Here is a 13,188-nt window from a genome sequence, read left to right as displayed (position 1 = left end):
TTTCTGCGGGCTAAATAGCAAAATGAGGACCATAAGGTCCTCATTGATTAACTAAGTAAGTGAGCGTATCACTTATTTGATTTCTACTTGCTCTTCGCCAGCTTCAGAGTTTGCGATCTCACCGATAACCCAAGCGTTTTCGCCTTCAGCTTTCAGTAGTTCAACAGCAGCGTCTGCTTGATCTTTAGGTAGAGCAACAACTAGGCCTACACCACAGTTGAAAGTGCGGTACATTTCAAATGTTTCCACGTTCCCTTTCTCTTGTAGCCAGTTGAAGATAGCAGGCCATTCCCAGCTTTTTCCGTCAATCACTGCTTTAGTGCCTTCAGGAAGTACGCGTGGGATGTTTTCCCAGAAACCACCACCTGTGATGTGCGAGATAGCATGAATGTCATGCTCAGCAATCATCTTAAGTGCCGATTTGATGTAAATCTTAGTCGGTTCTAGTAGGTGCTCACCAATAGTACGACCTTCTAGCTCTTCACTTTTATCAGCACCAGAAACTTCTAGAACTTTACGAATTAAAGAGTAACCGTTTGAGTGTGGACCACTTGAACCAACAGCGATAAGTGCGTCACCTGCAGCTACTTTAGTGCCATCGATGATGTCAGCTTTTTCTACAACACCAACACAGAAGCCAGCAACGTCGTAGTCGTCGCCTTCGTACATGCCTGGCATTTCAGCTGTTTCGCCACCGATTAGTGCACAACCTGCTTGAACACAACCTTCAGCAATACCTGAAACAACGTCTGCAGCTGTATCTACATCTAGCTTACCTGTTGCGTAGTAGTCTAGGAAGAATAACGGCTCACCACCTTGAACGATTAAGTCGTTCACACACATTGCCACTAGATCGATACCAATGGTGTCGTGTTTTTTCAGATCCAAAGCAAGGCGAAGTTTAGTACCAACACCATCAGTACCTGAAACAAGTACTGGCTCTTTGTATTTCGTTGGAAGTTCACATAGGGCGCCAAAGCCACCAATACCGCCCATTACTTCAGGGCGACGAGTGCGTTTAACAGCACCTTTGATACGGTCTACTAGTGCATTACCTGCGTCGATATCAACACCAGCGTCTTTGTAGCTTAGAGAAGAAGTATTACCACTCACGGGATAGTCCTCGAACTTAAGTTGGATGTGAAAACGGCGCTATTCTAACAGGGCTTGATTACCAAGAGCAAACGTTTGCGCGGTTTTTTTTATTAGAATAAAGATTCTGAAATAACCCCACAGTTCGTGTATAATCTACAGGTTTGTTTAAATATTGCCGGAGTTGGAAATGAAAGTTGTTGAAGTGAAACACCCGCTAGTAAAACATAAAATTGGCCTGATGCGTGAGGGTGACATTAGCACTAAGCGTTTTCGTGAGCTAGCGACAGAAGTGGGTAGCCTTCTAACATACGAAGCGACATCAGATTTTGAAACTGAGCGTGTGACGATTAACGGTTGGAACGGTCCAGTAGAAGTTGACCAAATTAAAGGTAAAAAAGTAACTGTAGTGCCAATCCTACGTGCTGGTCTAGGCATGATGGACGGCGTTCTTGAGCACATCCCAAGTGCACGTATCAGCGTTGTGGGTATCTACCGTGACGAAGAAACGCTTGAGCCAGTACCATACTTCAACAAGCTTGCATCTAACATCGACGAGCGTATTGCTCTAGTGGTAGATCCAATGCTTGCGACGGGTGGTTCTATGATCGCGACTATCGACCTTATGAAAGAGAAAGGTTGTAAGCACTTTAAGATTCTTGTGCTTGTTGCTGCTCCTGAAGGTATCGCTGCTCTAGAAAAAGCGCACCCAGATGTTGAGCTGTACACGGCTGCAATCGATGAGAAGCTAAACGACAAGGGCTACATTGTTCCTGGTCTTGGCGATGCTGGTGATAAGATCTTCGGTACTAAGTAATTCAGTTTCGGTTTAAGTTAATTTAAAGAGTTTTTAAACTTAACTGAACCTGCTTAATTAGCCGTATAAATAAAAGGGAAAGCATTCGATGCTCTCCCTTTTTTGATCTTGTTAGGTTGTGATTCTTTTGAATCTAGCCTTACCGATAAATTAATCGATTTGAGCTTTGTCTACTACGGTGTTGTCGCCTAATTCTTCTGGAAGGACTAGGTTAAGTAGGATTGCCACGATACCGCATAAGCTTACGCCCTGTAGGCTAAAGTCACCGATGCCAAATGCCATGCCGCCAATACCGAAGACTAACGTAATACCCACAATCACAAGGTTGCGTGATTTATGTAGGTCTACTTTATTCTGAATTAGAGTATTCAAGCCTACGGTTGCGATAGAACCAAACAGTAGAATCATGATGCCGCCCATCACAGGAACTGGGATCGTTTGCAGAAGAGCGCCTAGCTTACCTACTAGAGCCAGAACAATCGCTGTCACTGCTGCCCAAGTCATGATCACTGGGTTGAATGCTTTAGTCAGCATTACAGCACCCGTTACTTCACTGTAGGTTGTATTGGGTGGCGCGCCCAGCATAGAAGCGGCAATCGTTGCCACACCATCACCAGTAATAGTGCGGTGTAAGCCTGGTTTCTTAAGGTAGTCTTTACCGGTTACGTTCGAGATAGCAAGCATGTCGCCCACGTGCTCAACAGCAGGTGCAATTGCCACAAACACCATAAAGAAGATAGCGTTGATGTTGAATTCTGGTGCCGTGAAGTTTGGTAGTGCTAACCAAGCTGCTTGAGCTACGGGGGTAAAATCAACTACGCCGTATACCAAGCTCGTTACGTAACCCGCTACAATGCCACCAAAGATAGGCAGCAATTTAAGGAAGCCTTTCGAGAAAACACTGATGACAATCGTCACTAGCAATGAAATAGACGAGATCCATAACGCGGCGTCTGCATCGATAAGTTGAACCGCACCATCGCCGGTTTTGCCTAGCGCCATGTTTACTGCAACAGGCGCAAGACCTAAGCCGATAACCATGATCACAGGGCCAACCACCACGGGTGGAAGCAGTTTATGGATGAAGGCTACGCCACGTACTTTAATCAATGCGCCCATTAATACATACACAACACCTGCTGCCATTAGGCCGCCCATGGTTGCACCCACACCCCAAGTTTGAATACCAAACATGATAGGCGCGATGAATGCAAAAGAAGACGCTAAGAAGATTGGCACTGAACGGCGTGTAATAAGTTGGAATAAAAGGGTACCGATACCCGCGCCAAAGAGTGCAACGTTGGGATCGAGTCCAGTCAGTAGCGGCACCAATACAAGCGCACCAAAAGCTACAAACAGCATTTGTGCACCTTGCAGAGCATTCTTCATGTTATGTCCTTAAAAATGGTCGTTATATGAAAAGTGAAAAATAAAATTCGCGGGATTCTATCACTTAGCAATCGATTGCCACACCAAATAGATCAAATTTATTTATCTTAGTGATATTTTATATTCGTCAAAGCTAGAAAAACTCAGTTTATAAGTGAGCGATTTATCATGGCCAGGTGATATTTTGTGGTTATTAAACACAGTGGGCGCTATCGACCTTGCCCCTCAATCCATAGTTGCTTATCATCTAGGCACAAGATTTGAATATTAGGATCAGTATGCGCTACATAGCATTGTTGTTGATGGGACTATTAGCCTCTCCGAGTTATGCATTAACTCAAGTAGATATCTTTAGTGCTGAAGTTGCGATTAACGCTGAAAACAAACAGCCAGAACAAGTGGCAAGAAATACCGGCATGGAACAGGTTTTGATACGTGCGACTGGCCAAACTGATGTCGCTTCGAATGAGATGATTCAAAAGGCGATGCGTAAGAGTTCGCAGTACATGTCTCAAATGAGTTTTGGTGAAAGCAATGACCAATCAACATTGCGCATGCGTTTTAACGGCGCTCAAATCCGTTCGCTACTGACTCAAGCACAATTGCCGTATTGGCCTGATACTCGCTCAAATATCCTTGTTTGGCTGGTGGAAGAACAGAACTACGACAAGAATATTGTGTGGGAACACTCCAACTCACAATTAGCGGCAGGTTTACAAACCAACGCAAAAGAGCGCGGTTTGCCTCTAACGCTACCAGTGGGTGATTTTGATGACATTACGGGTATCGCGACCTCTGATCTTTGGGGTAGCTTTGTTACACCGATCAGTAAAGCGAGTCAGCGTTACCCGGTTGATGCTGTTCTGGTGATAAAAGCTCAATCTTCAGGTCTACGTTGGACGCTATACGATCAAAAGCCAAACCAACTGACGAGCACACCAAAATCGCCAGTCAGTGGTTCGCTATCGGGCAACAGCGCGACGACTTCTAAGAAACTTGTCGACCAAATCAGTAATTACTACGCAGGTAAAAGTGCGGTGACAGTAGCAAGTGAATCATCAGAGTCGATTTTAACGCAATTTATTAGCCTGAATAATGCACAAGACTTTTTCCAATTGGAGAATGCACTTAAGCGTTTAAACTCGGTGGCAAGCTTAGATATTCTGAAAATTCAGAATAACGAAGTAACTTTTCGAATTCACTTATTGTCGACTCAACAAGAGTTTGAGCAAGAAGTGGAAAGCATTCGCCAAGTCGCAAAGGTTGAAGAATCTTATATTGAACCTGAAGTGAGCCCTGAATTTGAAACGCAAGACAACACCATGTCTGTAGGCGATGATTCAGCAGCTGTTACTGATACGACCCTGGACGATGGCGCAGAAGCGACGGCTAACGAAGCTGACCCAAGTGTTCAAGTCATCAAAGGTAGTGAGTTATCAACTGAAGCGGATGCTGAGCTAACGAATACGTCTGGCTCGGAAGTGCTAACAGTTGTTGCGCCAGTACATGCTAAGCCAAGCCTAGTATACGAATGGGTTCGCTAGTGATTGTCTTCTGACATGACCGATTGAAATGAATTCATGAAAAAAGCCCTGCAAGAGAAATCTCGCAGGGCTTTTTGTTTGTTGTCACTTTTTTCTATTGATACTAGATCAGGACAACCTAATCCAGGCTACTGCTCGAACTTAGCTTTCTCGGTCTTTTCTACTTCAGAAAGGCGCTTAAGTTTGATGCCTAATTCTTTGGCTCGAAAGCGAGTAAATAAGATATTGCCCGCGAAGCCTAGAGTCGTCAGAAGCAGTTCTACAGCCGCTAATAAGCGCTCGCCACCGTCTACATACAAAATAGTTAATGCGTGTAGGAAGTAGAGCATTAAGACAAAGTTCGCCCAAGCATGCGTATAAGGTTTACCTGCTAGAATGCCCGGTAATGGCAGTAACAGCGGTATAGCCCAAGCGATCGCAAGCGTTACATTACTTAGATGAGGGTGCGGCGAAAGTGTCATCTGCCAAGCAATCACCCAGAATAAAAGCGACAAGTTGCCCGCTAAAGCAAGGTAGCGGAATAGCTTGGTTGTGGGAGACATCGCCTTCTCTGGCATATACATCATTGAGAAATTCCCTTCTGGTTTATTGCGATGCGCGCTAGACGTTTGCCTAGGTTTTGCGCCAACTCAATTTCATCTTTGCTTAATGAAGCGCTCTCTCCGGTACTACTCGCACCATAGGGTGTGCCTCCGGTTTGAGTGGTGTGCAGCGCAGGTTCTGAGTAGGGGATACCCACCACTAACATGCCATGGTGAAGCAGTGGCAACATCATGCTTTGTTGTGTGGTCTCTTGCCCGCCATGCAGTGATGAAGAAGAGGTAAACACGCAAGCTGGCTTATCGATCAGATCGCCATTAATCCACAGTGATGTTGTGCTGTCCCAAAAGTGCTTCATAGGTCCAGCCATGTTGCCAAACCAAACCGGACTGCCTAGTGCTAAACCATCGCAAGAACGGAGCTCTTGTAACGAGGCAATAGGATCGGTTGGTTGATAGCGTGAATCAGGCTGCTCTTCTACCGTGTACACGTCGTTCACCGTTCTTAACATGGCTTCACAGTCCGGGATGGACTCCACCCCTCGTGCAATCTGCCTTGCTAGAGCTTGTGTGTTGCCGTGGCGGCTGTAGTAGAGAACAAGAATGTTGATGCTCATATCGGCTTACAGAATCTCTAGCACTTGCTCTGGTGGACGACCAATCTTTGCTTTGTTGTTCGCAACAACAACAGGGCGTTCAAATAGTTTTGGATTTGTCGCCATTGCTGAGAATAGATCTTCATCGGTAACTGATGCATCGCCAAGATTAGCCTCTTTGTAATCCGCTTCTTTGGTGCGCATCATTTCGCGAACATTGTCAAAACCAAGCTGCGTGAACAGCACTTTAAGTTGCTCGATAGTTAAAGGCGTATCTAGGTATTTGATAACTTCTGGCTGTACGCCGTTTGCTTCAAGCAGTTCGAGAGTTTGACGGCTCTTTGAGCAGCGTGGGTTATGATAAATCACGACGGACATGGTTCTTCCTCATTATTATTTTTGATTTAATTGTTCAGTTGAAGCAATTGTTCAGTTGAAGCCACTTGAGTGGCTTCTTTACTATGTAACGTTGAGCTTTCTTTTTCTTCTGACAACGAACCGCTGCCAATAAATACACTTACTGTAACGACAAGAAGCGTTCACGCTGAATCATTAGTTGATCAATTCGGGCGTCGTAACGTGCTTGTTTTAGGCTGCCGAGCTCTGCGATTTGACTAGCCTGCGTATAGTACTGAATCGCTTTGTTCCAGTTGGCTTGCAGTGCCAAGATCTCTGCACGAGCAGCCAGTTCTTCGTCGCTATTACCAAGGCTTGTATTTACTTTTGAAAGTAGGTGCCAGCCGTTGGTGTCGTTCGGGTTATCGTGCGTGTAACGTTGCAATACGCGAACGGCTTCCTGTAGGTATTCATTTTCAATCAGTGCATTGGCGTAGTTAATGGTCAGAACTGGGTTGTTTGGTTGACGAACCAGTGCCGATTTAAGTTCCTTAATCGCAATCTCAGGCTGCTTCTTCTCGATGTGAAGATCCGAAATGGCATCTAGATAAAACAGGTTGGTTGGATCGCTGTTGATGAGCTTGGTCAGAATCGGCTCAGCTTTATCTAATTTTTTAGAATCTAAGTAAACCAGTGCTTGGCCATACTCTAATGATGGAACCAAGGCTTTAGGTGCTTTTTTCAGCTTACGTTCAAACCAATCTAGGGCAGCATCGTTATTAATGCCCGCATAGCGCGCGACAATGCGAGCTCTTGCTAGATGGTAGTCCAGTGATGGGGCCAGTTTTAGTGGCGGATAGCTGCGAGCGCGAGCGCGTGAATCGGTGATTCGATCTTCTGGTAATGGGTGAGTCAGCAGCATTGGGGGTGGTGTGCTGGCATAACGGTATTCATCAGCCAACCGACCGAAGAAACGTGGCATCGCATTCACATCGAACCCTGCTTTCGCCAGTGTATTGATACCAAAGCGGTCAGCTTCTTTTTCATTACTACGGGTGTAGTTGATCTGGCTTTGCATGTTACCAGCGGTTGTGGCAGTTAGAGCTGCGATACCTGCTTCAGGTGCTGCAATGGCCAATAATACAGAGGCTGCTAGCGCTGCGATGGTTGCTGGAGAACGACGCGCTTGATCTTCCATACTACGCGCTAAGTGACGTTGGGTAACGTGCGCGATTTCGTGCGCTAACACTGAAGCCAACTCACTTTCAGATTGTGCATGCAGGAACAGACCTGAGTGCAAAGCAACATAACCACCAAAGAATGCAAAGGCGTTGATGTTGCGGTCTCGGATCATAAAGAACTGGAAAGGTGTCTTTACATCATTCGCGCTTGCGACAAGACGATGGCCAAGCGTATCAATGTACTGGTTGAGAACCGGGTCGTTTACGATAGGCTGGCTGCTTCTGATGATGCGCATGTAGGCATCACCATAGATAAGTTCTTGGTCGATAGTGAGGGTGCCGCCAGCAGCGGTGCCGATATCGGGTAGCTCCAAACTGTTGGTATTCGCCAACGTTGGGGTGCTTAATGTAGCTGCGATGCATAAGCAAGCAATTGAGCGAGCGCGTTTAAACATATTAGTCAGTAATACTCCGTTTCTTCTGACAGTAAGACAAGTGCAATGCAAATTGGTTCTTTATCTGATGTAACCTTTGCCGAGTGCGTGCGCTATCATGAAGGAAGATGAATGAATGATGGCGCGTTTTCAAAAACAGATTACAATACGACCCTTATAATAAGCATCGAGCTCAAGAATGACACCTAATATTCTAGATTTACGCCAAGAGCGCTGTCCAATGGCACTATTATTAGCCAAGCGTCACAGTGTAAAGTTAGAAGTAGGGCAATCATTGTCAATTTATGTCTCTGATAACAGCTCAATGAAAGATATTGTTACTTTTTTGTCTAAGCAAGCCTATGACGTCATCACTGAGGTTTGCTCTAATTACTATCATCTCCTCGTCACTAAAAAGGAATTGCAGTCAGATGCTTGAAATGGTCAATCGTTGGTATAAACGACGTTTCTCTGATCCCCATGCTGTCAGTTTGGTTGCCATCATTCTCTTCGGCTTTATTACGATCTACTTCTTTGGTCATCTCATCGCGCCATTGTTGGTGGCTATTGTATTGGCTTATTTACTTGAGTGGCCGGTTACCCAACTCCAAAGACTTGGTGTTCCAAGAACGCCATCGGTGATGCTAGTCATCATGATGTTCTTTAGCCTGATGTTGCTGGCGCTGTTTGGCTTAGTGCCTACCATTTGGGAGCAAGTGGGTAATCTCATCAATGATATTCCAAGCATGTATGGCGGCTTACAGAAGTTCATCGCGACGATTCCCGAGCGCTATCCTGAGTTAGCAAATTTGCAGATCGTTGAATCGATTGTGTCTAACGCGAAAAACAAAGCATTAGGCTTTGGTGAAAGTGTTGTTAAAGGTTCTTTGGCTTCTCTTGTGAGCTTGGCTACGCTTGCGGTTTACTTGATTCTTGTGCCGCTGCTTATCTTCTTCTTACTAAAAGATAAAGAAGAGATGATCAGCATGGCGAGTGGCGTGTTGCCTAAAAACCGTCGTCTAGCGACCAAGGTTTGGGTTGAGATGAACCAACAAATCTCGAACTATATTCGCGGCAAGGTACTTGAGATCTTGATCGTCGGTGGCGTCAGCTACGTGACCTTTGCGATTCTAGACTTACGTTATTCAGCTCTGCTGGCTGTCGCGGTTGGCTTCTCGGTACTGATCCCTTATATCGGTGCGGCGGCTGTGACCGTTCCTGTCGCGATTGTCGGTTTGTTCCAGTGGGGATTAGAACCTCAGTTTTACTGGCTGTTATTGGCTTACGGTATTATCCAAGCGCTAGATGGCAACGTGCTCGTTCCTGTTCTGTTCTCTGAAGCCGTGAACCTACACCCAGTAGCGATTATTGTAGCGGTGTTGGTGTTTGGCGGACTGTGGGGATTCTGGGGCGTATTCTTTGCTATCCCGCTTGCTACGCTGGTGAAAGCGGTTTGGAATGCTTTACCGAGTCATGCTCTCGACGATGACCCTGAGCATCAATCGTAATTGAAGATCAATACAGTTGAGTAAGTATTAAAAAGGCCGAATATCCATGATATTCGGCCTTTTTGTATTTGGATTAGTCAATTGTGAACTTAGATCATCTAGGTATGAAATTTGATCATCAATTCACTAGAAACAACATTAAGCTTCTGGATTGAAGTAGTCTAGAACCACTTCGTGGTGAGTCTTAGTCTTGAACTTGTTGAAGACGTGTTCAATCTGACCTTCTTCATCAATTAGGAAGCTAATACGGTGCAGACCGTCGTACACTTTGCCCATGAATTTCTTCTCTCCCCAAACACCAAACTGCTCAGCAACGCTGTGGTCTTCATCTGATAGCAGTGTGAAGTTTAGAGATTTCTTCTCGACGAAATTTGGTAGGCGTTTTACTGGATCAACACTTACACCTAGAACAACCACATTTAGGTCATCAAGCTGTGCTTTGATATCACGCAGGCCTTCAGCTTGCACAATACAACCTGGAGTCATTGCTTTTGGGTAAAAATAGAACAGGACTTTTTTACCTTTGAAGTCACCAAGAGATACGATATTGCCATCTTGATCAGGAAGAGAAAAAGCAGGTGCTGGAACACCAGCCGTTAGCGTATTCATGATATTTCCTTTTTAAAAACTGTTTTTGATAAAGTTGAGCGAGCCTTGTACGGATAGGCTCTGACACAGCGCGTCGAATTCTTCTTGTAGCTGCATCAAATTACATTCTGATTGCACAGAAGCGGTAATAGAGATATGGAATTGGTCGTTATCGAGCTGAACTTTAGATTTATTGATGGTTCGCGCACTTAACGAATCGAGGCCGATGTTTCGGTCTGCGAAGAACTGGGTAAACTGCTCGGTAAGGCCGATTTTATCGTCTGACTCAACGAACACCTCTACTGTGTAAGAGTTCTCAATAACATCATGAGTTGAGGTTCGCTTCATAATCGTAATCAAGTCGTGCTCTTGTCCAAGCAAGGGCAGGGTAGTTTCAACGCGGGTGATGTTGTTTGCCTTTCCAGACAGCAGCATGATAAGCGTAAATTCTTCGCCAAATAGAGCGATACGGCTATCAATAATGTTACAGCCTGATTGGGTGACTAAATGAACCACTTGGTTGCATACACCTGGGCGATCTGTGCCCACAGCTGTGATTACTAGATGTTGAGTCATAAAATCACGTCTCTTTATATTCCATTGATTCATGCATGTTAGCACAGTTAGCTCGTGGAATAAGCGTGCGTACGGGGCTTTTTATGAGGCACCTTGCTTCTAACATGCAACCAATGATAAGAATATCGAGAGCGTTAAAAAATGAGATTGAGCGGTGAGAGCACAGCTTACTTGTTACTGACATCCAGTGCTGTGCTATCCGCTAGATTGAGCGCAGGTTACCCAAATTCTCGGTAGAACGCCGTTAGAAGTCGTTTTACCTCAAACATACGACAATATTTAATGCAGATGTTGCCGGTAAGCCACTTTAATGTCTTGTGTTTATTGATTGGCTTACAGTAACATGCAAAAAGAATAAATTAAGGGAGATAGACATGTTTTCAGGAAGTATCGTTGCGCTAGTTACGCCATTTAATACAGATGGTGAAGTGGATTTCGACAGCCTTAAAAAGTTAGTTGAGCACCATGTTGCTGCAGGTAGTGATGGTCTGGTTGCGGTTGGCACAACAGGTGAGTCTTCAACACTCACTATTGAAGAGCATGTCAAAGTCGTCAATAAGATCGTTGAATTTGCTGATGGTCGTATTCCCGTTATCGCTGGTACAGGTGCAAATGCAACTCACGAATCTGTTCTATTCAGCCGTTTGCTGAATGGTTCTGGTATTGCTGGTTGCCTGAGCGTAACGCCTTACTACAACAAACCGACTCAAGAAGGTTTATACCAACACTACAAAGCGATTGCTGAAGTCAGTGACGTTCCACAAATCCTATACAATGTACCGGGTCGTACTGCTGTAGACTTGTTACCTGAAACGGTTGCTCGTCTTGCTGAGATCGAAAACATCGTTGCACTTAAAGATGCGACGGGTGATCTCGACAGAATTGCAATTCACCGTGAACTTTGTGGCGAAGATTTTATCTTACTAAGTGGTGATGACTTAACAGGTCTAGAATTTGTTAAGCGTGGTGGTGATGGCGTGATCTCTGTAACAAACAATGTTGCAGCCGCTGATATGGCAACCATGTTCAAGTTAGCGAAAGAAGGCAAGTTTGAAGAAGCAGAAGCGATCAATGAGCGTTTGATGCCTCTACATAAGAATTTGTTCGTTGAGTCCAACCCTATTCCCGTAAAATGGGCGGTTCATAAAATGGGTCTGATTGCTGAAGGCGGCTTACGTCTACCGTTGACTGAATTGTCAAAGCCAGCTCAACCCGTTGTTGCTCAAGCAATGACTGAAGCGTGCATTTACTAAAAACGTATGAAGTGATGCCGAAGTGAACCTTCGGCATTTAGGAGTATAAATGAAGTATTCTCACCAGCTAGTGATTGGATCACTGGCTGTTTTCGTTCTTACAGCATGTTCTGGCAGCCCGACTCAACGTCGCCAAGCCAAAGATGATTTCGAATACTTAGAAACACCTGAGTTTTCACAATGGCAGCTGCCTGAAGATGCTCAACCTCAGTTCTATCCAAATTTTGACATCCCAAGTGGTGAGTTCAGTGGTGGTACAGGCCGTGAAGTGGATATTCGTCCGCCGCAACAGGTTCTTGAGCTGATCCCTGGTGCTCGAGCTGAACGTCAGAATGGTGAAGTGACACTATGGCTTCTTCGTGCTGAAGAGGCAGACCGCGTGTGGCAAACGGCTGTAGATATGCTGGCACAACGTGGCATTGGTATTCGTGAACAGTCAGAAAACGATATTGAGACCGATTGGGTTACTTGGGTTTCTGAAGATGAAGAAGTAGAGATCGGCAGTCGCTACTCTATCTCTCGTTTCCAAGCGAACAACCGCCATGGCTTCAAGATCAACCTTATCGATTGGCGTGAAGGCTCTGAAGAGAAGCCGGTATCGGCAACCAATAAGGAGCGTTACAACGCGTTCTTAACGAACCTAGTGATGGCTAAGTACGATGAAAACCTTCGTGCTGAAGCAGCGTTGAAAGCACAAGAGCTGGTTAAACGCATTCCAATCTCAATGAGTGCCGACCGTAGTGGCTTCCCAGTGATCATTGCTCGTACTCCATACAATGTATTGTGGCAGCGTTTGCCTACCTTGCTACCGACGATGGGCTTTGAGCTTGAAGAGCGTAACCAGTCTCAAGGTACTGTAAAAGCTAAGTATGCTGCGCCTGATGATGAGTTCTGGGAAACAATTGGCCTACAACCCATTGATTTGGCTCCAGGCACTTACACCTTCTTGTTTGGTGATCTTGGTAACCGTACGTCAATTAACGTAACGGATGCATCAGGTAAGCCAGTAGAAGAAGAGCTACTGAAGTCAATGGTACCGGTATTAGCACATGTTGCTGACTAAACTAAAGATGACAAAGAAGCTGATGCAGAGTAAGTAAAACTGAGTGAGCATAGCTGAAAAACCACAGAGTAAGTCATATCAGCCCTGTGGTTAGCTACAGCCAATAAAAAAGAGGACACATTGTGTCCTCTTTTTTTGTATTCGTTGATTAGGGCGTGTTGATCTTTGCTGTACATTTCGCGTTCAACAATACATCGGTAGCCACATTAACATGAATGCCAGCGATAACATGCTGGCATAATTCCTTTCTAGTTTGTCATATCTACTTGAAA

Annotated in this window: 14 protein-coding genes and 1 pseudogene; 6 read left to right on the top strand and 9 right to left on the bottom strand. The window is 45.1% G+C overall.

Annotated elements, in window-relative coordinates; all coding sequences use genetic code 11:
- Positions 1 to 72: 72 nt before the first annotated feature.
- Positions 73 to 1,113: a phosphoribosylformylglycinamidine cyclo-ligase gene (gene purM, locus H5300_RS07880; RefSeq protein ID WP_004734319.1), complete on the bottom strand. Its 1,041-nt coding sequence runs from the start codon at positions 1,111 to 1,113 to the stop codon at positions 73 to 75.
- 169 nt (positions 1,114 to 1,282) lie between these two features.
- Between purM and upp the strand changes: the two genes are divergently transcribed.
- On the top strand, positions 1,283 to 1,909 hold the full coding sequence (upp, locus tag H5300_RS07875) for a uracil phosphoribosyltransferase (RefSeq protein ID WP_004734318.1): 627 nt from the start codon (positions 1,283 to 1,285) through the stop codon (positions 1,907 to 1,909).
- Between the two features lie 150 nt (positions 1,910 to 2,059).
- On the opposite strand, the gene H5300_RS07870 is transcribed toward upp, so the two are convergent.
- Positions 2,060 to 3,298, bottom strand: coding sequence for a uracil-xanthine permease family protein (locus H5300_RS07870; RefSeq protein ID WP_004734317.1), 1,239 nt, complete (start codon positions 3,296 to 3,298; stop codon positions 2,060 to 2,062).
- A gap of 278 nt (positions 3,299 to 3,576) precedes the next feature.
- Here H5300_RS07870 and H5300_RS07865 point away from each other — a divergent pair, with 278 nt between their 5' ends.
- Complete coding sequence (locus H5300_RS07865) at positions 3,577 to 4,842, top strand: DUF2066 domain-containing protein (protein WP_182795744.1); 1,266 nt, start codon at positions 3,577 to 3,579, stop codon at positions 4,840 to 4,842.
- A 128-nt stretch (positions 4,843 to 4,970) separates the two neighbouring features.
- On the opposite strand, the gene H5300_RS07860 is transcribed toward H5300_RS07865, so the two are convergent.
- From H5300_RS07860 to H5300_RS07845, 4 genes are all read right to left on the bottom strand, one after another.
- Positions 4,971 to 5,408: a DUF2069 domain-containing protein gene (locus H5300_RS07860; protein ID WP_004734315.1), complete on the bottom strand. Its 438-nt coding sequence runs from the start codon at positions 5,406 to 5,408 to the stop codon at positions 4,971 to 4,973.
- Entirely contained in the window at positions 5,405 to 5,998 is a 594-nt protein-coding gene (gene wrbA / locus H5300_RS07855; protein ID WP_017096173.1) for an NAD(P)H:quinone oxidoreductase, read from the bottom strand. The genes H5300_RS07860 and wrbA overlap by 4 nt, the downstream gene beginning before the upstream one ends.
- 6 nt (positions 5,999 to 6,004) lie before the next feature.
- Positions 6,005 to 6,355 (bottom strand): arsenate reductase (glutaredoxin), encoded by a 351-nt coding sequence (gene arsC / locus H5300_RS07850; protein ID WP_004734313.1) that lies wholly within the window; start codon positions 6,353 to 6,355, stop codon positions 6,005 to 6,007.
- Between the two features lie 139 nt (positions 6,356 to 6,494).
- Positions 6,495 to 7,949, bottom strand: coding sequence for a M48 family metallopeptidase (locus H5300_RS07845; protein WP_182795743.1), 1,455 nt, complete (start codon positions 7,947 to 7,949; stop codon positions 6,495 to 6,497).
- Positions 7,950 to 8,127: 178 nt separating this feature from the next.
- Here H5300_RS07845 and H5300_RS07840 point away from each other — a divergent pair, with 178 nt between their 5' ends.
- A complete protein-coding gene (locus H5300_RS07840; RefSeq protein ID WP_004734311.1) occupies positions 8,128 to 8,367 on the top strand; it encodes a sulfurtransferase TusA family protein in 240 nt (79 codons plus the stop codon).
- Positions 8,360 to 9,436 (top strand): AI-2E family transporter, encoded by a 1,077-nt coding sequence (locus tag H5300_RS07835; RefSeq protein WP_017084129.1) that lies wholly within the window; start codon positions 8,360 to 8,362, stop codon positions 9,434 to 9,436. The genes H5300_RS07840 and H5300_RS07835 overlap by 8 nt, the downstream gene beginning before the upstream one ends.
- Positions 9,437 to 9,574: 138 nt before the next feature.
- Here the strand turns inward: H5300_RS07835 and bcp are convergent, their stop codons facing one another.
- Positions 9,575 to 10,045 carry a thioredoxin-dependent thiol peroxidase gene (bcp, locus tag H5300_RS07830; protein WP_017079430.1) on the bottom strand — a complete coding sequence of 157 codons (471 nt, stop codon included), beginning with the start codon at positions 10,043 to 10,045 and terminating at the stop codon, positions 9,575 to 9,577.
- Positions 10,046 to 10,057: 12 nt separating this feature from the next.
- Positions 10,058 to 10,600, bottom strand: a complete 543-nt coding sequence (locus H5300_RS07825; RefSeq protein WP_017079431.1) for a glycine cleavage system protein R — start codon at positions 10,598 to 10,600, stop codon at positions 10,058 to 10,060.
- 374 nt (positions 10,601 to 10,974) lie between these two features.
- Here H5300_RS07825 and dapA point away from each other — a divergent pair, with 374 nt between their 5' ends.
- Both dapA and bamC read left to right on the top strand, forming a co-directional pair.
- Complete coding sequence (gene dapA / locus H5300_RS07820) at positions 10,975 to 11,853, top strand: 4-hydroxy-tetrahydrodipicolinate synthase (protein WP_004734279.1); 879 nt, start codon at positions 10,975 to 10,977, stop codon at positions 11,851 to 11,853.
- Between the two features lie 49 nt (positions 11,854 to 11,902).
- Positions 11,903 to 12,916, top strand: a complete 1,014-nt coding sequence (gene bamC, locus H5300_RS07815) for an outer membrane protein assembly factor BamC (RefSeq protein ID WP_182795742.1) — start codon at positions 11,903 to 11,905, stop codon at positions 12,914 to 12,916.
- A gap of 183 nt (positions 12,917 to 13,099) precedes the next feature.
- On the opposite strand, the pseudogene H5300_RS07810 reads toward bamC, so the two are convergent.
- Positions 13,100 to 13,188 (bottom strand): annotated as a pseudogene (locus H5300_RS07810) (IS5/IS1182 family transposase); the annotation flags it as partial.

The sequence above is a fragment of the Vibrio sp. SG41-7 genome, from assembly GCF_014164465.1.
Lineage (GTDB): Bacteria > Pseudomonadota > Gammaproteobacteria > Enterobacterales > Vibrionaceae > Vibrio > Vibrio splendidus.
This window is presented reverse-complemented; position numbering and strand designations above follow the sequence as displayed.

Bases quoted from the DNA above. Each gene is read 5' to 3' on its own strand.
- upp (WP_004734318.1), top strand. From the start codon at position 1,283: ATGAAAGTTGTTGAAGTGAAACACCCGCTAGTAAAACATAAAATTGGC.
- H5300_RS07870 (WP_004734317.1), bottom strand. From the start codon at position 3,298: ATGAAGAATGCTCTGCAAGGTGCACAAATGCTGTTTGTAGCTTTTGGT.
- H5300_RS07865 (WP_182795744.1), top strand. From the start codon at position 3,577: ATGCGCTACATAGCATTGTTGTTGATGGGACTATTAGCCTCTCCGAGT.
- H5300_RS07860 (WP_004734315.1), bottom strand. From the start codon at position 5,408: ATGATGTATATGCCAGAGAAGGCGATGTCTCCCACAACCAAGCTATTC.
- wrbA (WP_017096173.1), bottom strand. From the start codon at position 5,998: ATGAGCATCAACATTCTTGTTCTCTACTACAGCCGCCACGGCAACACA.
- arsC (WP_004734313.1), bottom strand. From the start codon at position 6,355: ATGTCCGTCGTGATTTATCATAACCCACGCTGCTCAAAGAGCCGTCAA.
- H5300_RS07845 (WP_182795743.1), bottom strand. From the start codon at position 7,949: ATGTTTAAACGCGCTCGCTCAATTGCTTGCTTATGCATCGCAGCTACA.
- H5300_RS07840 (WP_004734311.1), top strand. From the start codon at position 8,128: ATGACACCTAATATTCTAGATTTACGCCAAGAGCGCTGTCCAATGGCA.
- H5300_RS07835 (WP_017084129.1), top strand. From the start codon at position 8,360: ATGCTTGAAATGGTCAATCGTTGGTATAAACGACGTTTCTCTGATCCC.
- bcp (WP_017079430.1), bottom strand. From the start codon at position 10,045: ATGAATACGCTAACGGCTGGTGTTCCAGCACCTGCTTTTTCTCTTCCT.
- H5300_RS07825 (WP_017079431.1), bottom strand. From the start codon at position 10,600: ATGACTCAACATCTAGTAATCACAGCTGTGGGCACAGATCGCCCAGGT.
- dapA (WP_004734279.1), top strand. From the start codon at position 10,975: ATGTTTTCAGGAAGTATCGTTGCGCTAGTTACGCCATTTAATACAGAT.
- bamC (WP_182795742.1), top strand. From the start codon at position 11,903: ATGAAGTATTCTCACCAGCTAGTGATTGGATCACTGGCTGTTTTCGTT.